General features: G+C 61.4%; 21 protein-coding genes. 8 read left to right on the forward strand and 13 right to left on the reverse strand.

Features of this window, described 5'->3' with window-relative positions; all coding sequences use genetic code 11:
• Positions 1 to 166: 166 nt before the first annotated feature.
• The 7 genes from VNM72_05440 to VNM72_05470 form a co-directional block, all read right to left on the reverse strand.
• On the reverse strand, positions 167 to 406 hold the full coding sequence (locus VNM72_05440) for a DUF3006 domain-containing protein (GenBank protein ID HXF04843.1): 240 nt from the start codon (positions 404 to 406) through the stop codon (positions 167 to 169).
• 3 nt (positions 407 to 409) lie between these two features.
• Entirely contained in the window at positions 410 to 1,363 is a 954-nt protein-coding gene (locus VNM72_05445; GenBank protein HXF04844.1) for an MBL fold metallo-hydrolase, read from the reverse strand.
• 137 nt (positions 1,364 to 1,500) lie between these two features.
• Positions 1,501 to 3,015: an ATP-binding protein gene (locus VNM72_05450; protein HXF04845.1), complete on the reverse strand. Its 1,515-nt coding sequence runs from the start codon at positions 3,013 to 3,015 to the stop codon at positions 1,501 to 1,503.
• A 171-nt stretch (positions 3,016 to 3,186) separates the two neighbouring features.
• Positions 3,187 to 5,694, reverse strand: coding sequence for a prolyl oligopeptidase family serine peptidase (locus VNM72_05455; GenBank protein ID HXF04846.1), 2,508 nt, complete (start codon positions 5,692 to 5,694; stop codon positions 3,187 to 3,189).
• A gap of 307 nt (positions 5,695 to 6,001) precedes the next feature.
• Positions 6,002 to 6,253 carry an exodeoxyribonuclease VII small subunit gene (gene xseB / locus VNM72_05460; protein ID HXF04847.1) on the reverse strand — a complete coding sequence of 84 codons (252 nt, stop codon included), beginning with the start codon at positions 6,251 to 6,253 and terminating at the stop codon, positions 6,002 to 6,004.
• Positions 6,228 to 7,613 (reverse strand): exodeoxyribonuclease VII large subunit, encoded by a 1,386-nt coding sequence (xseA, locus tag VNM72_05465; protein ID HXF04848.1) that lies wholly within the window; start codon positions 7,611 to 7,613, stop codon positions 6,228 to 6,230. The genes xseB and xseA overlap by 26 nt, the downstream gene beginning before the upstream one ends.
• Positions 7,614 to 7,671: 58 nt before the next feature.
• Positions 7,672 to 8,574 carry a selenium metabolism-associated LysR family transcriptional regulator gene (locus VNM72_05470; protein HXF04849.1) on the reverse strand — a complete coding sequence of 301 codons (903 nt, stop codon included), beginning with the start codon at positions 8,572 to 8,574 and terminating at the stop codon, positions 7,672 to 7,674.
• Positions 8,575 to 9,015: 441 nt separating this feature from the next.
• On the opposite strand from VNM72_05470, the gene VNM72_05475 reads away from it, so the two are divergent.
• The 4 genes from VNM72_05475 (at position 9,016) to VNM72_05490 (ending at position 13,824) form a co-directional block, all read left to right on the forward strand.
• The gene (locus VNM72_05475) at positions 9,016 to 9,399 is read left to right on the forward strand and encodes an NADH-quinone oxidoreductase subunit A (protein HXF04850.1); all 384 of its coding nucleotides are present in this window, start codon (positions 9,016 to 9,018) and stop codon (positions 9,397 to 9,399) included.
• Positions 9,390 to 9,938, forward strand: coding sequence for an NADH-quinone oxidoreductase subunit B family protein (locus tag VNM72_05480; GenBank protein HXF04851.1), 549 nt, complete (start codon positions 9,390 to 9,392; stop codon positions 9,936 to 9,938). The genes VNM72_05475 and VNM72_05480 overlap by 10 nt, the downstream gene beginning before the upstream one ends.
• Positions 9,939 to 10,031: 93 nt before the next feature.
• Positions 10,032 to 11,171, forward strand: a complete 1,140-nt coding sequence (locus VNM72_05485) for an SAM-dependent methyltransferase (protein ID HXF04852.1) — start codon at positions 10,032 to 10,034, stop codon at positions 11,169 to 11,171.
• Positions 11,155 to 13,824: a PBP1A family penicillin-binding protein gene (locus VNM72_05490; GenBank protein ID HXF04853.1), complete on the forward strand. Its 2,670-nt coding sequence runs from the start codon at positions 11,155 to 11,157 to the stop codon at positions 13,822 to 13,824. The genes VNM72_05485 and VNM72_05490 overlap by 17 nt, the downstream gene beginning before the upstream one ends.
• Here VNM72_05490 and VNM72_05495 read toward each other — a convergent pair.
• From VNM72_05495 to guaB, 5 genes are all read right to left on the reverse strand, one after another.
• Complete coding sequence (locus VNM72_05495) at positions 13,714 to 14,493, reverse strand: hypothetical protein (protein ID HXF04854.1); 780 nt, start codon at positions 14,491 to 14,493, stop codon at positions 13,714 to 13,716. The genes VNM72_05490 and VNM72_05495 overlap by 111 nt on opposite strands.
• 22 nt (positions 14,494 to 14,515) lie before the next feature.
• Positions 14,516 to 15,805 (reverse strand): RNA-binding domain-containing protein, encoded by a 1,290-nt coding sequence (locus VNM72_05500; GenBank protein HXF04855.1) that lies wholly within the window; start codon positions 15,803 to 15,805, stop codon positions 14,516 to 14,518.
• Between the two features lie 173 nt (positions 15,806 to 15,978).
• Positions 15,979 to 17,193 (reverse strand): tetratricopeptide repeat protein, encoded by a 1,215-nt coding sequence (locus tag VNM72_05505; GenBank protein HXF04856.1) that lies wholly within the window; start codon positions 17,191 to 17,193, stop codon positions 15,979 to 15,981.
• A 69-nt stretch (positions 17,194 to 17,262) separates the two neighbouring features.
• A complete protein-coding gene (locus VNM72_05510) occupies positions 17,263 to 18,159 on the reverse strand; it encodes a diacylglycerol kinase family protein (GenBank protein ID HXF04857.1) in 897 nt (298 codons plus the stop codon).
• A gap of 66 nt (positions 18,160 to 18,225) precedes the next feature.
• Complete coding sequence (guaB, locus tag VNM72_05515; protein ID HXF04858.1) at positions 18,226 to 19,695, reverse strand: IMP dehydrogenase; 1,470 nt, start codon at positions 19,693 to 19,695, stop codon at positions 18,226 to 18,228.
• 431 nt (positions 19,696 to 20,126) lie between these two features.
• Between guaB and VNM72_05520 the strand changes: the two genes are divergently transcribed.
• Entirely contained in the window at positions 20,127 to 20,306 is a 180-nt protein-coding gene (locus tag VNM72_05520; GenBank protein ID HXF04859.1) for a hypothetical protein, read from the forward strand.
• Positions 20,307 to 20,463: 157 nt separating this feature from the next.
• Here VNM72_05520 and VNM72_05525 read toward each other — a convergent pair whose 3' ends face one another.
• Positions 20,464 to 20,841 carry a hypothetical protein gene (locus VNM72_05525; protein ID HXF04860.1) on the reverse strand — a complete coding sequence of 126 codons (378 nt, stop codon included), beginning with the start codon at positions 20,839 to 20,841 and terminating at the stop codon, positions 20,464 to 20,466.
• Between the two features lie 225 nt (positions 20,842 to 21,066).
• Between VNM72_05525 and VNM72_05530 the strand changes: the two genes are divergently transcribed.
• The 3 genes from VNM72_05530 to VNM72_05540 all read left to right on the forward strand — a co-directional run.
• Positions 21,067 to 21,234 (forward strand): hypothetical protein, encoded by a 168-nt coding sequence (locus VNM72_05530; GenBank protein HXF04861.1) that lies wholly within the window; start codon positions 21,067 to 21,069, stop codon positions 21,232 to 21,234.
• Positions 21,235 to 21,708: 474 nt separating this feature from the next.
• Positions 21,709 to 21,900, forward strand: coding sequence for a hypothetical protein (locus VNM72_05535; GenBank protein HXF04862.1), 192 nt, complete (start codon positions 21,709 to 21,711; stop codon positions 21,898 to 21,900).
• Positions 21,893 to 22,192 (forward strand): aminotransferase class III-fold pyridoxal phosphate-dependent enzyme (locus VNM72_05540; protein ID HXF04863.1); only part of this gene is annotated, 300 nt, incomplete at its 3' end. The genes VNM72_05535 and VNM72_05540, both read left to right, overlap by 8 nt.

Here is a 22,192-nt window from a genome sequence, read left to right on the forward strand (position 1 = left end):
TCTGGCGATTCTCCTCTTGCGGCAGCCGTTTTGCTCCCGGCCGGGGGATGAGCCCTCTCCCGCCGTCCAGAGCGATTTTCACCCCCCACCCCGGGAGCGTCCGCATCTTACGGGCAGAGGCGCGGCAAAAGCGCCTGCTCCCGGCCGACCTCATTCGCAACCTGCCCTAGAGCTTGAAGGTCCGTCCCGGCGGGGAGGTTTTTCGGAGTTCGTCCAACAGGGATTCGGCCTTCTGCTGCTCCTGCCGACGGCTCTCCGGGTCCAGTTCGAACGTGACGCGCAGATGATCGCCCGCACGAGTCCCGGCGGGGAGGTACCCCAGCGGGATCGCGAACGAGACGCGATCATCCTCGTAGAGGAAACAGACGGCGATACCTTCTTCGATGCGATCAACGACGAGCTTCATAGATCACCTCCCGGCGGTGCGGCCCCGCGCTGAGGGGCGTTCCACGGACTCCCGCCCGATGTCGGGCGCCCGCGGCGATCGGCCAGCCCAGAGATCGCCCGTCGGCGCGTGCTCCGTTTCGATGCGATAGTTCTCCCCCTCGACAACGATCGTGATTTCGCCTTCGAGGTCGGTGCGGTGTACCTCCTTCACGTAAGAACGCAACCGATTCAACGTGGCCTGCGCCGGGTGGCCGTACTCGTTCTCCTTGCCGCAGGAGATGATGGCCGCCTCGGGCCGGACGCGTTCCAAAAAGTCCCGGGTCGTCGAAAAGCGCGAGCCGTGATGCGCGACCTTCAGCACCCGAGCCGAGAGGTTCGCTCCGGCTTCGATCAATCGGCGCTCGGTCTCGGCCTCGCTATCGCCGGTCAGCAGCATAGAGAAGCGGCCCGCCGTCAGGCGCAGGACAATCGAATTGGCATTTTCGTCGCTTCCGGCGGAGCCACGAATGAGGGGTTGCTGAGGAGACAGAACGTCCAGCGTGATTCCCGACTCGAGTTCAAATTTTTGTCCCGCTTCAGCGATGTGAAAGGTGATGCCTTTTTCTTTGATGGCCTCCAGCAAGCGCGTGTAGGTGCGCGTGGGATAGGGCTGACCGCTGTCGAGGAACCGGAGCACCGGAACGGCCTCCAGCACCGCGCGCATCCCGCCGATATGATCGGCGTGGGGATGCGTGGCCACGAGCAGATCGAGCTGACGCACATCGTATCGCCGGAGCGCCCGCACAACGTCATCTCCGGCGTCCGGCGGGCCAGCATCAATGAGCACGGCTTTCCCTTGCGGCGTCCGAATGAGGAAACTGTCTCCCTGACCGACATCCAAACAGTGGATGGTGAGTGCCCTGGCTGTGGGCGTCAGCCAGGGGAGCTGCCCCTGCCGCCACAGATACCCCAGCAGGAGCAGCACCAGCCCCACCACAAGGGCCGTTGTCGGAAGGCGCCTCCGATGCGGAGGCCACGTTCGAGATTTCAAATTTCGCCGTCCGGCCACATGTACCCCTCAACGGGTAGGTTGATCATTTTCCTGAGATGAGAGCCGATGACAAAGTGCCACGATTACGATGCCGATGCGTCTTCAGCCGGACGCTTCTTCGACGTGCGATCCACCATCTCCTCGAAGAGAGTGACCAGATCGGTCCAGGATTTCTCGCTCGGTTTCTTTGACGCCTCCAGCCGGATCGGCTCGGCGCTCTCGCCAACGACGAAGTAGCTGCGGCAGGCTTTGACCATCATCTCCTTGGTGAGCTTGATCGGCTGACGGGTGAACTTGGCAATGCTGATCACCTGATCAATCAAATCCCGAGGATGGCAGCTTCGAGGCTCGAGGTTGTACTTCCGGTAGTACTCATCCCAGAGGAAGCGGACGATCTCGGGATCGTAGTCGAGTCCTTTGGCTTCGCAGTAGCGTCGGAAGATCTCCTCGTACATCGGCTGGGTGGGATTGTGGATGCGTACTTTGAAGCGAATTCGACGGAAGAACGCCTCATCCACCAACTCCTCGGGCTCGATGTTGGTGGCGAAGATGACGAGCGTATCGAAGGGAACGGGAAATTTCTCGCCCGTGTGAAGGGTGAAGTAGTCCACCCGCTTCTCCAGCGGCACGATCCAGCGATTGAGCAGATCGCGCGGACGAACGAGCTGCCGACCGAGATCATCAATGATGAAGACGCCGCCGTTGGCTTTCATCTGAGGAGGTGCTTCGTAGTACTTGGAGATGGGATTGAGATGGAGATCGAGCATATCGAGCGTCAGCTCGCCGCCGACAAAGACCGTGGGCCGCTGACACAAAATCCAGCGGCGATCATAAACGAGACGCTTCGCGGATGAACGCTCGTTGGGGCTGTCGTCCTCGACGGGAACGTGATCAACCGGATTGAAAACCTTGATGATCTGCCCGCCCACCTCCAGCGCGTGGGGGATGAAAATCTCTCCCCCTTGTGCGAAAGCCAGGCCCACGGCTTCGGAGATGATGCTCTTGCCGTTTCCGGGTGCACCGTAGATGAAGATGGAATGGCCAGAGTTGATCGCCGGTCCCAGTTCGTCCACCACCTGATCGGGCACGACCAGATGCGACAATCCCCGCAGGAGCGTTTCCCGATCAATCTCGAAGTTAAAGAGCGATTGCTTCTTCACGATCTCGGTGTACTGATCGAGCGGCACCGGAGCCGCACCCACATAGTGACTGATCTCGAGGTATTCGCGGGCGCGCTCACGTCCGAGCGAACTCAACCCATAGCGGTAGGAACTCTTCTCGATCCCGGCGACTCCCTTCACCTCGCACAGCTTTTCATTGCGCAGAAACTGAAACAGCTCGTCGAGAATGAGATAGGGAAGACGCAATCGCTCGGCCACCTCGGCGCCGGTCAACTCTCCGCCATAGTAGAGAGTTTTGACCATAAGCTGGAGAATGAGATCGCGGTTGAGACCGGTATCTTCGAGTCGTTCGGGCCGGGGCGGTATGGCCATGAGTTTTCTCTCTCCGACAGGCCCCCGTTCGAGGGAAAGCGCCGGAGAGGACGCGCGATCAGCAGAGGATGGAAGGGGATCGTTTCTCTCTGGCTCCTGGTTCATCTCACATCCTCCTTATTCGCTCAACGGGCGAAAGCACGAGGCCTCACGGCTTGTGCCTTGTGCATATTTTCGCCTCCCGATGAAGCGAAGACAGGTGCTCTCTGGCTGCCTGCGAGAAGAGGTCCGGGGCCGCACTGAAAGATCATCGGCGCGGCCCCCGGGCTGAAGCCATCACTTCTCTTCGACTCGCGGCGGGGCGTTTTTCACGTGCCGGTTGAACCAGGTGATCATCTCGTAGAGCGCGTGCTCGATGGACTCGCGGGCGGCGTATCCGTGAGCCTCGTAGGGCAACATGACGAGTCGCACCGTCCCGCCGTTGCCCCGGACGGCTTGATACATGCGCTCGGATTGGATGGGGAATGTCCCCATGTTGTCATCGGCCTCGCCATGAATGAGCAACAGGGGCTCCTTGATCTTGTGGGCGTTCATGAACGGCGACATCTTGATGTAGAGATCGGGCGCTTCCCACAGCGTCCGCCGCTCGTTCTGGAAGCCGAAGGGCGTGAGCGTGCGATTATAGGCCCCGCTGCGCGCAATTCCCGCCCGGAAGAGATCCGAATGGGCCAGCAGGTTCGCCGTCATGAAGGCGCCATAGCTGTGGCCGCCAACGCCAACCCGATCCGGATCCGTGACGCCCATCTCGACGGCTTTATCAATGGCCGCCTTCGCGTTCATGACGATCTGCTCGATGTAGGTGTTGTTGACCGTCTCGGGATCGCCCACGACCGGCATCGCCGCATCGTCCAGAATGGCATAGCCTTCCAGAAGGAAGAACAGATGCGACGGCCCGAGTATCTGCGTGAATCGCTGAGGCGATCCGGTGACCTGACCGGCCGTGGTCGGATCGGTATATTCGCGCGGATAGGCCCAGACGACCGTCGGCAGCCGCGTCCCTTCTTTGTAGCCGGGCGGCAAATAGAGCGTGAACGACAGAGGCACGCCATCGGCCCGCGTGTAGGTCACCAGTTGCTTCTTGATGCCGCGCAACTGCGGCGTCGGATCGGGAAATTGCGTGAGCGCCCGAACCGAGGCGCTCGCGCCGAGCGTCCGCACATAGTAGTTGGGAGGCTCGGTCGGCGTCTCTCGCCGCGTGAGAACCTGGCTCCCATCGTCGGCGAGCAGGGCGATGACCGATTCATAGCTTGTGCTATCGCACCGGAAGAGGCGCTCGCTCTTGAGCGTCGTCACATCGAAGCGGTCGAGGAAGGGACGCTCCCCTTCGGGCGATGCGCCCGCGCCCGCAAGAAAGATCGAATTGCCGTGGACCAGGATGGCGCGATGGCCCGTCGGCAGTGTGCGCATGACCGGCGTGCCGGGATCGTTGTAGCGATCCTGGGCGCTCAGGCTCCAGACCAGGCGCGGCGCTTCCGCCGGGTTATCGGCATTGATCAAAAACGTCCGATTCCACCGCCGCCGACGATCGAAATCGCGAACGAAGGCTCGCCCGCCCGCCTCGAACCAGGAAAGCCCGGCATAGCGATGTTCGGTCCTGATCAGCTCGCGAGGAGAACCCGTGAACGGGGCCTTGAGCAGCAGAATGCGATCCCGATGAGGGACCTCGCGCCGGGGATCGCCTCCATCGAGCGCCTCCACCCAGACGAGCGTGGCCGGCTCGGTGGGCCGCCAGGCGTAATTGCGCGGGCCCGTGGGAACGCCATCCACGGGAATTTGATCGGCCAGCGGGAGATCGGCCAGCCGGTAAACGACCCGAGCCGCGCGATCCCACACTTCGACCGTCCGGGGGAAGAAAGATACGGGGAAAAGATAAGAGTACGGCCGATGAATGCGGGCGACCAAGAGATGATTCCCGTCCGGGGATGGATCAACGGTTTGAAAGATCGCCGGTTGACCGATCGGCGTCACCCGGCCCGTCGTCGCATCAACGAAAGCAAGCTGCGCGCGAGCGTAGTAGTCGAAGAGGTCCTCGTCGTAAGGGTTTTTGAGCAAGTCCTGGAAGGTGCGGATGGGAGCGGGCTTGCCCGAACTTTCCTGAATGGTCGGGCCGGCGGGGACGGCAGGTGGGGCCGGAGGCTTTCCGCGCCCGGGCGGCACAAGCTGAACAAGCAGCGTGCGGTTATCGGGCATCCACTGGAGCGGATCGCCCAGGACAGCATTGACGGCGATTCCTGCCAGCTTACGGACCCGACCGGTCGCCGTCTCGCCGAGCCAGAGTTCGATTCCGGCGGCCGTCGTGTTGGTGAAGGCGAAATGCCTGCCATCAGGGCTCCACTGGAGCGATCCCACTTTGGCTCCGGGAGGCAAGGCGATGGGCGTCTCCGCCCCATCGCTGATTCGCTTGAGCGTCAGGCGGACGAAATAGGGCGCGCGATGTGGCCCGTTGGTTTGAGGATTGATGCGCAACCCCGCCAGCCGGAGCATCGGCTGGGCGAGATCGGCAATGGGCGGATAGCGCAAACTCTCGGCCAGAAGCAAAACATCCCGCCCGGGGCTGACGAGAGCTTGCGGCGTCACCGGCGCATTGAGGACGTCGAGGATGGCTTGAGGCGGCTTTTGATAGCGCTCTTCGGCCCACGCCCCGCGAGCCCACGGCAGCATCATCGCCGCCAGAAGCAGCGCCAGAGTTTTGACTGCCGCGCGCCGACACAGCGGAAGCGAAACCGATGCGCTCTGTAACCGCCTCCCACCTCGGGAAGCGATTCTCGCCGGATTCTTCATCATAGACGCCCCTCCTTGGTTTGGTTGTTTGACGCGAGAGCCAATTCTAGGTGCTGAATTAGGCCGACGGCAAGATGACCACGACCGTGGTTTCCCTCCCCAAGGGGGATGCACCCAGTCCATCTCCATTTGAAACGAGCGGGGAGAGCCTGCTCGATAGCATCGCAGCCGGTCGCCCTGGCCCTCCTCGAAGGGGGGAGTGAGGCCAGACGGTGAGACCCTTTCCTCGATACTCCTCACCTCAGCGACGACCATCCATTCACGCGGTAACGTTCAGGAGGACGCCGGGCTGTCGCCGACTGCTTCGCCGTCACGGCTCTTCATCCGGAGGCTCTTCAAAAGGAACAGGTTCGTACTCTCCTCCGGGGGCCTTGATGAGGATTTCGACTTTGCGTTCGGCTTCATCCAGTCGTTTCTGGCATTCCCGCGAGAGGGTCACGCCCCGCTCGAAAAGTTCCAGCGCCCGCTCCAGCGGCAACTCGCCTCCTTCTAATTGCTCGACGATCCCTTCGAGTTCCTTCAAGGCGCTCTCAAAGTCAGTGTATTTCGTTGTCTTTGTCATGAGCGATCACCTCTTCGGTACGGGCGGTGAGCAGGCCCTGAGAGAGCCGAATGCGCAAGCGATCTCCCACGGCGACATCAGCGGCCCGGCGCAGGAGATGACCGTGCTGGTCCCAGACCAGCGCATAGCCGCGAGCCAGAACGGCCAGCGGGCTGAGGGCATCAAGCTTGCCCGCCGCAATACCGAGGCGACGACGGTGGGCGGCCAGATGTTCGCCGATGAGACTTAGCAAGCGGTTGTGCGAGATGGCAACCCGCCCGCGCATCTCGGCCAGACGTCGGCTCGGACGAAGGGCGGCCAGACGCATCGAGAGGGTGACGAACTTCTCCCGACGACTGCTCAGGCACCGATGGATGGAGATCTGCAACCGATAATCGAGATCATCCACCCGCTGAATATATTGCTGCAGCACGCTGGGCGCTTGATTGAAGCCGTGGCGGGCCTGGACCTGAGAGACGCGCTCGCGCAGCCGAACGATGAAATATTTCATGGCCTTGATCAAGCGCTGTTCGAGCACCGCGAACCGCTCGATCAATTCATCCTTTCGGGCGGCCACCATCTCCGCTGCGGCCGATGGCGTTGGAGCCCGGAGATCGGCGACGAAATCGGCGATGGTGAAGTCGGTCTCATGCCCGACGGCGGAGATGATCGGGATGCGCGAGTTATAAATGGCGCGGGCGACGACCTCTTCGTTGAAGGCCCAAAGATCTTCGATGGAGCCGCCCCCTCGGCCCACGATGAGCACATCTACATCCGCGCGCCGATTCATCACCTCGATGGCACGCGCGATCTCCTCGGCTGCGCCTTCGCCCTGCACCCGCACATCAAAGATCAAAATATCAATGCCGCGATTGCGTCGCTTGAGCACGCGCAGCATATCTCGGATCGCCGCTCCGGCCCGCGAGGTGATGATGCCGATCTTTCGCGGGATGAGCGGCAGCGGACGCTTGCGGGCCGGATCGAAGAGCCCCTCGGCGGCCAATCGCGCTTTCAACTGTTCGAAGGCCAGTTGCAAGGAGCCGACGCCCACCGGCTCCAGGAAGCTCACAAGCAGCCGGTACTCGCCGCGTTTCTCGTAGACGCTGACCCGACCTCGCGCATAGACCTCCAACCCATCCTCCGGGCGAAACCGAATGATCCGATTATTCATGCGAAAACAGACGCACTGAAGCTGGGCGTTGGCATCCTTCAAGGTGAAGTACCAGTGACCGGAACTGTGCGCCTTGAAATTGGAGATCTCGCCCTGGACCCACAGATCGGGGAATTCCCCCTCCAGCAGATCCTTGATCTGAAGCGTCACTTCCGTGACGGTCAGCGCACGACGTTCGTTTGTGAGCCTGGCCAGCGGCGAGCGCATCATCGCAGCAATACTAGCCTGATCGTTTCCTCAGTGTCAAACGGAAGCCCCCCCCGAGGACTCATTCCTTCCCCCGTCGAGCGAGAGCGAATTCGAGAAACATTTCGCCAAGCGGCGACAGGGTGCGCCTGGGGTCGCGGACGAAGAAGAAATCGCGTTTCAACGGAGGAAGGTCACGGATCGGAATCGCGCGCAGAAGCTGACACCGTAGCTCTTGGCGCACGGCCCGATGCGAGATGACCGACAGACCCAGTCCAGCCATCACGGCCTGCTTGATGGCCGTCGTACTCCCCAATTGAGCCACGATGTGAAAGTCCTCCAGATAATAGCCGTGCTCGCGAAGCGCCCGTTGAAAGACGGTCCGCGTCCCCGATCCCGGTTCGCGGAGAACGAGCGGCAATCGAGCCAGTTCCTCGAGCGTGACGTGTCTTACCTTCTCCCACCGCTTCGCCGACGGAGCCACGAGGATCAACCGATCAGTGGCAAAGCGGATGAATTCGAGATCCCCGTTATCCCACTGTGCCCCGACGCATCCCACATCCACCTGACGGCGCGTGACCTGGTGGATCACCTGCGCGGTGTCGGAAATCAGCAGCGAGATCTCGACCCGGGGATGGGCTTTGTGAAATCGTCCCACCAGGGGTGGTAGGAGATATTCCCCGGGGACGGTGCTGGCCCCGATCACTATTCTTCCCGCCAGGCGATTGAGGAATTTCCCCATGCCCTCGGCGATGTTCTTCTTGATCTCCACGATCCGCCGACTGTGTTCGTAGAGCAGATCGCCCGCCCGCGTCGGTTGAATGCCGCGACCGAGGCGATCAAATAGGGGCGTGCCGAAGTATTCCTCAAGCGTCTTAATGTGCCCGCTCACAGTCGGCTGGGTGAGATGCAACCGTTCGGCTGCTTTCGAGATGCCGCCTTCCTCATAAACAGCGCAAAAAATTTCCAACAGCCGCAGATCCATGATCGCCCTCAGATTGTAGAGGGTGGTCGGCTGTGAGAGCAACCGATGTATCGTCCTGGCTTTGTGGCCGACATTATTGCCTCTCCAGAAACCCCTTCCATGAGCCAGGCGGCCATCATCGAAATTCCCTCAGGCGAGCCACCATCCCGCGGGTGAGCCCGCTGGCGTCACCAACCTCCCGCTTCACTGTCCATCAGGGCGAGCCGCTCTTCTGGGGCAAAAACGTGAGGGGAGTCGGCCCCCTTGCTCCGCTCACGGAGGATAACCGCCCGACCGCCTTCCTGCCCTGGCGGCGGGGCAGCTTGACAAGGGCAAGGGCCACTCCTATCATCACTTCTTCATCGTGGCAAGGCCTTATGGGCGTGCGTTCGCGATGAGAACGGGCAGGGACGTCAACGAAGGCGTAAATGAGGCGACGAAGATCTCGCCGAGGGGAATACGATGAAGCCGTTCATACTGCAAGCCAATCCGATTTATGGCTACATTCCCATTGTGGTTCTGTTGATCATCGGCCTTCTGTTGCCGATTCTTCTCCTGACTCTGGGCCGGCTGTTGCGTCCCACGAGGCCGGAAGAAGCCAAACTCGCTCCCTATGAATGCGGCGTTGATCCGGTCCTCGATGCCCGCGAGCGATTTTCCGTTCGGTACTATATCGTCGCCATGCTCTTTCTCGTCTTCGATGTGGAAACGATTTTTCTCTTCCCCTGGGCGGTGATCTACGACAAGCTGGCGCTGTTTGGATTCATCGAGGTCGTCGTTTTCTTCGCCATTCTCATCGTCGGCTACTACTACGCCTGGCGAAAAGGAGCATTGGAATGGACCTAGAAGAATACGCTGAAGCGGGAGGATTTCTCACCACGACGGTGGATTCCGTCTTCAACTGGGCGCGCAAATCGGCGATCTGGCCGATGACGTTTGGCCTGGCCTGTTGCGCCATCGAGATGATGGCGACGGGGGCGTCGCGATTCGATATTGATCGCTTTGGCGCCGGCGTTTTTCGTCCCAGCCCGCGCCAATCCGATCTGATGATCGTGGCGGGAACGGTCACGCTCAAGATGGCTCCCGTTGTGCGCCGCGTTTATGATCAGATGCCGGAGCCCAAATGGGTCATTGCCATGGGAGCGTGCGCCAGCGTGGGCGGACCGTTCGATTCGTACTCCACGCTCCAGGGGGTGGATCGCATCGTTCCCGTTGATGTCTACATCCCCGGATGTCCGCCCCGACCGGAGGCATTGCTCTACGGGTTGATGCGGCTTCAGGACAAGATCATGCGCGAGCATCCGAGCCGATATATTTTCGGCCGCGACCGCGTCGTTCGGATCGAAGCCGCATCCGAGAGTGCCACGACGGGCGCTCCTGCCTGATCTCACCATCGGAGCGCAGCACTCAAGAGAGTGTGCTCGCCGTTTCACCATCCGCGCGCAGGAGCAGGATTCGCCCCTGCCTGCCCAACGAGCATGACGCTACTGGAAGACGAGGTGAAACGGATCATTCGCCAGCGCGGTCCGATCCCCTTCCGCGACTTTATGGAGCTGGCGCTCTATCATCCCCGCGAGGGATATTACACCCGGCTGAGCGATATCGGCCCCGGCGGCGACTATTACACGAGCGCCAATATCCATCCGCTCTTTGGCGAGCTTCTGGCGGAAAAGTTCGTGCGACTCTTTCGCACGATGACTGAAGCCGATCCGCCTGCGCGCCAGGCGCAGGCCGATCGGCTCACGCTGGTGGAAATTGGAGCGGGAACCGGTCAACTGGCCGAGGACATCCTGCGGGCGCTCCAGGCTCACCATCCTTCGCTCTTTGAGCGCATGAGCTACTGGATCATCGAGGTGAGCCCCCGACTGACTTCCCTGCAGCAGGCCCGGCTTCGACCGTTGGGCTGCGTCGCTTGGGCTCACTGGGAGGATTTCGCGCCGGGCTCGCTCACGGCCATTGTGTTCTCCCACGAAGTGCTGGATGCGTTCCCGGTTCATCGCGTGATGAATCGGGGAGGCCGACTTATGGAGATGTACGTCGCGCTCGAGGGGGATGAGCTGGGCTGGGCGCTCGGCGAACTGACGGATGCACGCCTGGCGGAGTATCTCCGTCAGGTTGACGTTCACCTCGATGACGGACAGATCGCCGATATTCCCCTTGACATCATCCCCTGGCTTCGCTCGGTCAGCCGCGTCCTCGCGCGCGGCTTTCTCGTGACCATTGACTATGGCGACACGGCTCCGCCGCTCTATGCCCCACATCGTCGGGAAGGGACGCTGCGGTGTTTCTTCCGTCACACGCTCGTCTCCGACCCGCTGATCCGGATCGGCGATCAGGACATCACGGCCAGCGTTGATTTCACCCTCCTCATGGAGACGGGACGACGGTTTGGCCTGGAACCGGTTGAATTCACCTCTCTCCGCCAGTGCCTGCTGGATCTCGGACTGCTGGATCGGGTTGAGCGCCTCATGCACGGCGGGGACGCCACACTGAAAGATCGGCTGGCGCTGAAACATTTCCTGTTGCCCGGAGCATTCGGCGAGAACTTCAAAGTCCTCGTCCAGAGGAGGGACGGTCAGACCTGCCCGGATTCGGACGGCGATGCCACGCGCTTCTGAATCACATCTTCAGCGCACGCATCCGTCGTCGGCGCGACGGCGGGTGATAACGCTTCGACGGCTCCTCATTCTGGCGATTCTTCTGCTCGTCGCCGGCGGAGTCTTCGTCATTCTCTATCTCCGGGCGGAGAACGATCTCAACGAGTGGTTAGCTGGAACCCAGAGTCGTCAGGAGCCGACGATCATCTATGCTGCTCCCCGAGTCATTCGCGTGGGGCAACGGCTGTCGCGCGATCAACTCCTGGAGCATCTCAGTCGGGCCGGGTATACCGATGCGTCCCGGACGGAGGATCCTCTACGAGGCCAGTACCGGCTGGGACGCCACCGGATTGACATCGTGCCGGGGGCCTCGGCCACGCTCAACGGTCAGCGCCTCTTCCCTCGCGTCCGCGTGAGTTTCACCGCCGATGATCGCACCATCGAGCGCCTCATGGACCTCGAAACCCGCCAGGAACTGTCCAGTTGCACGCTGGAGCCGGAACAGATCAGCTCGTTGGCGGCGCCCCGCGGAGCGCTCCCGCAGCAAGAACGCGGCATTCGCTGGAAAGTCGAATACAAGCAGTTACCGCGCCACCTCGTTCACGCCGTCCTGGCTGCCGAAGACAAACGATTCTTCGAGCACACCGGCGTGGATTACCTGGGGATTCTTCGCGCCCTGTGGAACGATCTCGTCACCCGCGAAACAGTCCTCCAGGGAGGATCAACGATCACTCAGCAACTGGTCAAAAATATTCTCGTCGGGCGCGAGCGCACGCTCCGGCGAAAAATTCGAGAGGCCTTTCTGGCCCTGGCGCTGGAGCGAAAGTTCACCAAAGAGCAAATCTTCACCTACTATGCCAACGTCATTTACCTCGGTCGGCGGGGAGGATTCTCCATCTACGGATTTGGGGCAGCCGCCCGCGAATACTTCAACAAGGATGTCTCTCAACTGACGCTGCCGGAAGCAGCGTTCCTCGCCGGGATCATTAATCGGCCGGGCTATTACATCGCCAATGCCCCGCGTCAGGAGATCCTCGAGCGCGGCATCAAGCGGCGCAATACGGTTCTCGATCTGATGGTCGAAGCCAATTTCATCACGCCGGAGGAAGCGGAGCGGGCCAAGCGGGCGCCGCTGGCCTTTCAGTTTCGTCCCGTGCGCGGCGGCGTGGAAGTCAGTGCCCCTTACTTCCTCGATTACGTGCAGGAGCTTCTGTCCGAGGCGATGCCCACAAGCGACATCAGTCTGGGCTATCGCGTCTACACCACCATTGATATGAGTCTTCAACGGGCAGCAACGGCCGCCGTGACCGACAGCCTCGCTCGGCTCGATCAGGAGCTGGCCCGGAGCCGACGCCGCATTCCTCCGGGAACGGTTCAAGCGGCGCTGGTGGCGCTCGATGCGCAATCGGGGGAGATTCTGGCCCTGGTGGGCGGTCGGAACTATCTGGAGAGTCAATTCAATCGAGCCACCGATGCCCGGCGACAGCCCGGCTCGGCGATCAAACCGTTTGTCTACGCGGCGGCGCTCGAGTCCGGCCAACGTGAGGGAGAACCGATTACGCTGGCCCACCTGTACATGGACGAGCCTCGCGAGTTCGAGGGCGGCTATGCCCCCAGGAACTTCGGCGACAGTTATCTGGAACGCCCCGTCTCCGTCCGTGAAGCCCTCGTCCGGTCGCTCAATGTGGTCACGGTGGCGCTGGCCCAGGAGACCGGCTACGCCACGGTAGCGGAGACGATCCAAAAATGCGGCCTGCCGAGACCCCCGGTTCAGGGAGCCACCGCTCTGGGCGCATCCGAAGTCACGCCGCTCGATCTCGCTTCGGCTTACACCGTGTTCGTCAATCAGGGTCGGCGCGCCGTGCCTCTGGCGATTCGTCGCATCACCGAGTCCACCGGGCACCAGGTGCTCGAAGCGAAGGAGCAGCAGGTCGAGGCGCTCTCGCCCGAAGTCGCGTATCTCGTCCTCACGGTCATGCAGGACGTCATCGCCCAGCCTTACGGCACCGGTCATGCTGCTGCTCAGCTCGGATTACCCACCATTGCCGGAAAGACGGGGACATCCCAGCGCAGCGACGCCTGGTTCGTTGGACTGACGCCTCGCCTGGTATGCGTCACCTGGGTGGGATTCGATGACAATCGCACACTGCAAATGACGGGATCTCACGCCGCTCTCCCCATCTGGCTCGCTTTCATGCGCCGGGTTGCGGCGCTCCGGCCCGATCTCGTCTCCGGAGATTTCGTCCGCCCGGAGCATATCGTCGAGCGGGTTATTGATCCGACGACGGGACGACGCGCCACCGATCACTGTCCCGAAACAAAGATTGAGCTGTTCATCGAAGGAAGAGAGGTCACCGAGGTCTGTCCGGATCATCCGGGAAAAGTGATCGAGGAGGTACCTCCCACCACGCCTCCCCTGCCGGCGCTGCCCGAGACCCCTCCGACTCTTTCCCCCGCTGCCCCGTCGCCGACCGAGCCGCCAGTTCAACGCACCCGCCCTCGCTTCGTAGAACCGGTTCGGCGACCCCTCGCACAGCGAGCGAATGCGCCTCCGTCCGGGCGCTCAGTTCACAACGAGATCCTCGGTCAGGCGGAGACGAAATCGCGTTCCCGGACGAAGAGAAATGTCTTCGCCTTCCAGGAAGATTTCCGTTTCTCCCGTCTCGGCCTGTGAAATCTTCATCAGCTCGACGCTTTCCCGACGCCGGCCAATCTTGGACGGCTTGCCCGGCGTCGAGGTGTCGGGAATGCGACGAATGCTGATGCCGCCGCTGACCTCGATGCGAGGACGCCGCAACTCGCCCGGACGGCGATCAGATTCCCCCGGCAGGGGTGGGCCCGATGGAGATGTCCCCCCTTCGGGAGGAGGCAACGGAGGCTCCAGCGCCTTGACCGCGAAGGACACCGGCAGCGAACGAGCCCCCAGGGCGAGACGACCGAAGCTGAGGACGAGCGTCGAGTAGTTCCCTTCTTCGTCCTGCCGGGCGGTCGCCTGACCGATCACACGGGTTCCCCGGGGGATGATCTCCCGACCTCCCACGAAAATCGCCTGAGTGAGTCGCAGCGTGAATTCCTCGCCCTCGGAGATCAAGCGCGTATCAAGATCATCGGTCAGTTCAGCCATAATTTCGATGCCCGCCGGGATGACGATCTTTCCCGCCCGGCCGGCCGCAGGGGAGGATGTCGCTCCCGGAGGCTGTTGATGGTTGACGACGAAGCAATGCCGGGAGCTAATGGGCACACCGACAGCCGATGTGCGTCCGGGATGGCTCGAGGGGAAGGCGCCAAACGCGACCGTTCCGACGACAAGCCAGAGAAGTCTTCGATGGGCATCGCATCTCATGTCACTTTTTCTCCCTGCCGGTCTATCTCAATCCGTAGATTTTCAAGCGAAACTCGTCGTTGACGAGCCGGATCTCCGGCTTGATGCCGGAGAAGGCCTGGGCGGTGCGAAGCATCATGGGAACGCCTCCGGTCACGGTCATGAGTCCATAGTAGGCGCTCTTGAAGATCGCTTTCAATCGGGGATGGGGGGCGCTCACGACGCCGCAGCAGATTGGTTCGAGGGCCACACCGGCTACTCTCATGGGATTGATCACTTCGAGCCGGTCATCGAAGATGAGGATGCGCGTCACCTGATCCTGGAGGCTGTAGTCGCGGTGAATGAGGGCATTGGTGAGCGCTTCGACGATGGCCGCACGAGCATAGCTGGCGCGGGGCTCCACGGGGCCGTCCCGGCTCAGTCGCTGACGCGGGGGTCTCTCCTCCAGCAGATCGGCATAACGGCGAACGAACGCCAGAGCCCCCTCAAATTGGGTGGCGAGGTTTCCGGTGATCTCCGTCTGCTCGACGATGGGATCAGTGATCTCGACTCCGGCCAGTCGCGTGGCCACGATCCCGCTCCGGGGAAGGTGATGCGCCACACGATCGTTCTTGCCAAACAGCAGCAGACCGGCCAGCGTGGGAGCGCTCTCGTGATCGAACTCGACGGCAAGCTGAAGATAATGAATCATGACCTCATCAATGGGATAGCCGTGCTCCTCGAATTCGCCGAGATCGCCGCCGCGCAGCTCGCGCACATAGCTCCAGAAGATCGCCTCATCAATATCGTCGAGCGTGGAGCTGGTGATCGGCATTAACTCGAACCCATAGGATCGGTGCGGATCATACATCTCGGCGATCTCTTCGGCGGTAGCCTCGCGCTTCATGGAGCCCACGCGGACGTAACAGCGATGATCGGCCGTGCGATAGGGCGGATGCGGCCCCTCGACTTCCAAAGCAACGACCCGCTTGCCATTGTCAAAAGCGATCTTGTTGATGCGCGGGCGAATCGGCGGCAGAACCAGACGATGACAGATGTGGATCAGTTGCTGTTCGACCCATTCCGGATCATCCACCCCTTCGATCCGACGGTTATCGTTGACGCCGATGACGATGAATCCTCCGCCGGAGTTGGCCAGAGCGACGACCTCAGCGGCCAGCTTCTCGGGATTGTTCAGTCGCACCTTGAACTCGATGTAGCTGTCTTCTCCTCCGTGAATCAGGTGGAGAAGCTCATGCCGATCAATGAGAGCATGGGCATCAAAATAGTGGTGGGCGAAGAAAGACCGGGTGGAATCAACAGTGTGGCGAGTGCGGAATTTTTTCCTCCCCATCGCGCAACCTCACGGTCGGAGTCTTTTGCCGTTCCCGAAAGACTATACCTGATTCGAGGGATTCAAGCAAAGGGGTGACTCGCCCCGAACGGTCTTCACCTCGGCCACAGCACCGGTGCGCTTCCCGATCCCCCGCGATCCCGGCCGATCGAAGGTGGAGCCGACCACCGCCGTCACCCGGGGCGTTTGTATGGTGTGCGCAGGTACCGACGAGCCTGCTCGTGGGAATCAAAGACGTTCTCCCGCCCAACAACAGTGGTGTAAGCCGCCAGAGCCGCCGAGCGGTTTCCGCTCAGGTCGAGGATCTGCCCGATGCGGAGATAACCGAGCGTCACCAGATCGGGATACGCCTGAGGGGAAGCAACGAGCTGGCGAAAATGATGGAGCGCCGCCTGCGTGTATCCGGTCTGGAAGAGCGCTTCGGCATACTGGAAGCGAATGACATCGTGAGCCGTTGAAAATGACGGGTGACGGAGCAACTGTTCGAAGGCATCAATGGCTTCGGCCCTCCGCCCCAGCCGCAACAGGAGCGTGGCGCGTTCGCTGCGGAGGAGATAATTTCGGGGATAGCGTGAGGCGAGCGTCTCCAGCACGGCCAGCGCATCTGAATAGCGGCGCTCGCGGTAGTAGAGCGCGACGAGCAGCACGCGAGCATCATCGGCGACATACCTGCCGGAGGCCGCCGCGCGTTCCAGTTCAGCCAGACCCCGCTGCCGGTCCCCGCGAATGCCTCCGAGCGCCGCCAGAATGCGAACCGCCAGCGGCAAACTTCCGACGATATAATCGTAGATGCCCACCGTCAGATAGGCGTCGGCGAAGCCGGGATCGCGTGCGAGGATTTCCCGATGGTCCTTCACCGCGCGGGATCCCGCCCGGAGAGCGGCGAAAAACCGGCGGGCGACGCTGGCCTCATAAGCGCCCAGCACAGCATAGGCGGCACCGCGAAAATATTTCGCCTCCACATCCTCAGGGCGTTTGACGAGCAGTGCATCGGCCCGAGCAATCGCCTGCTCGATGTAATGACGGAATCGCCGATCTCGCTCCGGATCAATGCGCTCTTCCGTTGCCGCGTAAAACGAGGGATTGAGATAAAACCCTGTCTGAAGGCGGCGGCTCTGATTGAGTTTCTCCACCCAGAGCGTGGTCGCCAGATAGAGATAGCCCATCGGGTGATCGGGCCGCGCCTCGACGATTCGCTGAAACTGCGCCCGCGCCCCCTCATAGTCGAGACTATACAGGGCCTCAAATCCGACCCGCCGGAGCGCTTCAAGATCCGGTATCGGGCGGTCTCCGAGAGGTCCGCCCGCCACTCCTGCGCCGCTCGCACACCCGAGAGTCACGCCGAGGGCGAGCACGATCTTCCATCTGTGCTTTCCTCTGCCGGTCATCACCGACTTCTCCCGCAGCGGTCGTTTCGTTCTCGGTGCCGCCGGGATGGTAACTGTGGTGATGCGCCCTCATTCCGGGACGACGACGCGCACCGCCGAAGGAATAAGCTCAAAGCTCATGGGCAGACATCCCGCGAGTTCTCCATCCACCTGAACGGCGATGGGGCTGGACGCGACGGCGCGAACGCGGCGACTCTTGCGATAAACGACACCACGACAGGTGACGTGCCGCCCCCAAAAAGCCAGTGGGAGATAGGTGAGATACCGCCACTTGCTTCGGGTGGTCACGCAACAAACACGAAACCACTCGTCATCGAGTCGGGCATCGGGAGCGATCAGAAGCCCGCCTCCATAGGAGGGCGATAACGCGACGGCGGCAAACGTCGCGGAGATCACGTCGTCATCCAGTTCGACCGTAAAAACCGGAGCGCGCCACGTCAGCAGGTGCTTCATTCCCGCAATCCAGAAGGCGAGGATTCCACCATATCGCTTGAGCGCGGGATTGACCTGTTGCACGATGGAAGCATCCAGGCCGATTCCTGCCATGAGGAAGAAATACCGCGAGCCCGCTCGCCCGACACTGATCCGGCGGACGCGGCCGGCGACGATCATCCGAACGAGGGCCTCCGGATCGCGGGGGATCCGGAGCAGACGCGCCAGGATATTGGCCGTTCCGGCGGGCCAGACGGCCAGCGCGAGCGAACTGCCCATGATGCCTTGAAGAACCTCATTGAGCGTTCCATCACCGCCTTTGACGATCACAAAGTCGCTTCCCTGATGTCGAATCTCCTCGGCCAGTCGTGTCGCGTCCCCCGGTTGAACGGTGGCATGGATCTCCAGCGTAATTCCCCGCTGGTGAAGGAGGGAGCGCACGCGGCGGAGGCTTGGATCATCGTGGTGGCCCCGGCCGGCGCGGGGATTGTAGATGAGCGCTCCCCGACGAAATGGCTCCGCCGTCTCGATCATGGCCGTATGATCAAGGCCCCCGGTCGGGCGCGGACGATTTTTCCGGGCCCGGGACCCCCTCCCGTTCTACTCGAGTTGATCGAGTTGATAGTTGGGTGCTTCTTTGATGATGATCACATCGTGCACGTGACTTTCCCGCAGACTCGCCTGGGTGATCTTGATGAAGCGGGCCCGGTGTTTCAGCTCTCCGATGGTGCGACAGCCGCAGTAGCCCATACCGGCACGTAAGCCTCCGACCAGTTGCTCCACAATCGCCGCCAGCGGCCCTTTGTAGGGAACGCGCCCTTCGATCCCTTCGGGAACAAGCTTGCCGCCGCTCTCCTGACCGTAGCGATCCCGGCTGCCACTCATCATCGCGCCCAACGACCCCATGCCGCGATAGGCTTTAAAGCTTCGCCCCTGGTAGAGAATGATCTCTCCCGGACTCTCATCCGTTCCAGCGAACAACGAGCCGATCATCACGCAATCCGCTCCGGCCGCAATGGCTTTGGTGATGTCGCCGGAGAACTTGATCCCTCCATCGGCGATGAGCGCGACGCCCGTCCCTTTGACGGCCCGCGCGCACTCCATGATGGCGGTGATTTGAGGCACGCCCGCTCCGGTTACAATCCGCGTCGTACAGATGCTGCCGGGTCCCTGTCCGCACTTGATCCCATCGGCTCCGGCATCAATCAGCTCGCGAGCCGCCTCGTAGGTGGAAACATTTCCCGCCACAAGATCCACCCCAGTGAACCGGCTCTTGAGGCTTTTCACCGCTTCGATGACCCGCGTCGTGTGGCCGTGAGCCGTGTCAACCACCAGCACGTCAACACGGGCTTTGACCAGCTCGGCCGCTCGCTCCAGAAAATCCCCGGTGGCTCCGACGGCCGCCGCCACCCGCAATCGGCCGAGATGATCCTTGGCCGCCCGGGGATACTTGATGGCCTTTTGAATGTCCTTCACCGTAATCAACCCCTTCAGCCGAAAGTCGCTGTCCACGATGGGTAATTTCTCGATTCGATGGGCCTGCAGGATCGCCTTGGCGTCGTCCAGCGTCGTCCCCACCGGCGCCGTGATGAGTTTGTCTCGACCGGTCATGACATCCCCGACCTTCAAGTCCATGCGCGTTTCAAACCGCAGGTCTCGATTGGTGAGAATGCCGACGAGTCGGCCCGCCTCGTCCACAACCGGCACGCCGGAGATTTTATAGTGCGCCATCATGTTCAGGGCATCGGAGATGGGACGGTCCGCCGTAATTGTGATCGGATCAACGATCATCCCGCTTTCCGATCGCTTCACCTTATCCACCTCAGCGGCCTGCGCCTCAATCGAAAGATTACGATGGATCACCCCGATGCCTCCCTGCTGCGCGATGGCGATGGCCAGATGCGCCTCGGTGACCGTGTCCATCGCCGCGCTGGAGATGGGAATGTTCAGCCGCACATTCCGAGAAAAATACGTCGTCGTGTCCGTCTCCGTGGGCAGGACATCACTTTTGGCAGGAACCAGAAGGACATCATCAAAAGTGATAGCTTCAGGAAAATCCGCTGTCGTCATAGGTGCGCCACCTTAGACTGATCTAGGCCGTCAGTGTAGCCAGCCACCGGATGAGAGTCAAGCAACCCCACAGGGGCCAGGTGAACACGACGGGTGCAAGATCAAGCCTCGACGGGCAACGGAGCGCCTGGCTTCCCTCCCGCAATTCCCGGAAAGTCGTGCCCCCACCTCACAGGGAGGCTCTCAGGGTTCAGGAAACCAGGGCCTTTGCACCATGTCAAGGAGTGGGCCAGGTTTCCCTTTACCCCCTCGCGGTTTAAGAAACACCGAAACCTTTGCGCACCTGAGGTCCAGAATGGTGACCCGGTTGTTTGGTCTCCCAAGTAAAACACACATCGCCTGTGGGGCGGCTTGACTTAACAGCGGGCATCGGACTATTTTCCTCACCTCTTCGGAAAATTTTCGGCACGGCGAGAGTAGGGAGTACGGCTATGGGAGCAGGAACACGCCAGCAGGAGTTACGCCAGCGCCGCCATCGCAAGGAGAAACGGCGCAAACAACGACTGCATCAATTGCTCGAACTCCTTCAGCAGGGACGGACGCATGAGGAGCGGGTGAAAATCGCCCGGGAGTTCTGGCAGAAGGTTCGACAATCGGCAAGCTCGGTGTGAGGGACGGCGATAAATCAACCCTCACAGCCCATTGACATCACAGGCAAGGGAAAGGGGCTGCGCCGAATCCGGCAAACGGAAACCGAGGAAAAAGAGCCTCCCGAAGGCGCGCGCTCCCAGCGATTATCACCAATTGATCAACCGGGCCCTGACGACGTCACGACGAGGGATTCACCGGGATGAACCATCGCTGTTGCGCCTCTTCAAGGCGCGTCGTCGTGTCGCGTGCCAACCAGACGTTGCACGTCTGGCTACCCTCTTGGGGGCGTCTGCCGACGCCCGGACAAAGATGGAGACGCCAATCGCGTGGATCAACGGCGGGATTGGTGAACGGCGTATTGAGGATGCGCTCCCGACGGGCAACGTTCAAAACAATGGGCCGCGGAAGCGGCCCACGCGAAGGTAGCCAGACGTGAAACGTCTGGAAAACGCGAAACGAAAAATGACGGCGCGTTGAAGACGCGCCAGTGCGCCGGAGGCGGGCGCTCCCGGCCCCCGAACAATCGCGGCGAGGGATCGAATGGGATGAACCCATCGGTCTTGCGCCTCTTCAAGGCGCATCGTTTTATTTCGCGTGCATCCAGACGTTGCACGTCTGGCTACCCTCTTGGGGGCGTCTGCCGACGCCCGGACAAAGATGGAGGCGCCAATCGCGTGGATCAACGAGGCGGATTGGTCAACCGTGTATCGAGGATGCGCCCCCGACGGGCAACGTTCAAAACAAAGGGCCGCGGAAGCGGCCACGAGAAGGTAGCCAGACGTGAAACGTCTGGAAAACGGGACACGAATTCATCAACAGCGCGTTGAAGACGCGCCAGAACACCGGACCCGGGCGCTCCCGGCCCCCGAACAATCGCGGCGACGGATCGAATGCGATGAACCATCGTTCTTGCGCCTCTTCAAGGCGCGTCGTCGTGATTTGGGGTAGCCAGACGTGAAACGTCTGGAAAACGCGCTCCGAACCTCCCTTCGCCCAGGGGCGATTGACAATAGCCCGGCAATTTCTTGCTGGGAAACTAATGCCCCCGCATATTATCTACACGCCCCGGCATGGACGACCGAACGTTTCCTTCCCCGCATGTCCTGTTTGCCGGTTTCGATGCCCCGCGTTCAGCCGTCCCTGCGGGACGGGCGGGAAATTTTTGCCCTTGTTTCCCACCTGTGAACTGGTGGGCTATTTTCATCCCGTCTCTGGCGGGACGGATGGGAATAGGATCGTCCCTCTCAGGAAATGTGAACGGGTGGGATGTCTTCACGCCGTCGCTGCCGGGACGGGGTGAAAAACTTTATTGTGTTCCTCCGATTTCAGGTATGAGCCCCTCCGACCTGACCCTGCAAGGGGTACCGACGCGATCCGGAGGATGCTGTGTGTCCCGTATGCCTGTGGAGATCGGCTGCGGCGGTGACAGAATGGGTCGGTCTCCGAGCCAGGGATCGGCGATGCGGGGAGTGGTCGGTCGTTCGAATCACAGGCGAGAAATGGATGATGCGTCACGGAACGGTGGCGGCGTCGTTCCGCTGCCGCCTCAGAATCCTCTCCGTGGGGCTTGTAGTCGGTAGCGGGACATCGGTAGACTACAGCAACTATGAGTGACGAGCGATCCGTAATCCAATCTGAGACCCTCTGGCAGCGCGCTCAACGCGTCCTGGTCGGAGGAGTCAATAGCCCGGTGCGTGCGTTTCGCGCCGTAGGCGGGACGCCCCGCTTCATCGCCTCGGCGCAAGGAGCCTTCCTCACCGATGTGGATGGCCACACCTATATTGATTACGTTGGGTCGTGGGGACCGATGATTCTCGGTCATGCGCATCCCGAAGTCGTGGAGGCACTGGAGCGTGCACTCCGAAACGGCACTTCCTACGGGGCGCCCACCGAGCGAGAAGTGGAA

It is taken from the genome of Blastocatellia bacterium, from assembly GCA_035573895.1.
GTDB lineage: Bacteria > Acidobacteriota > Blastocatellia > HR10 > HR10 > DATLZR01.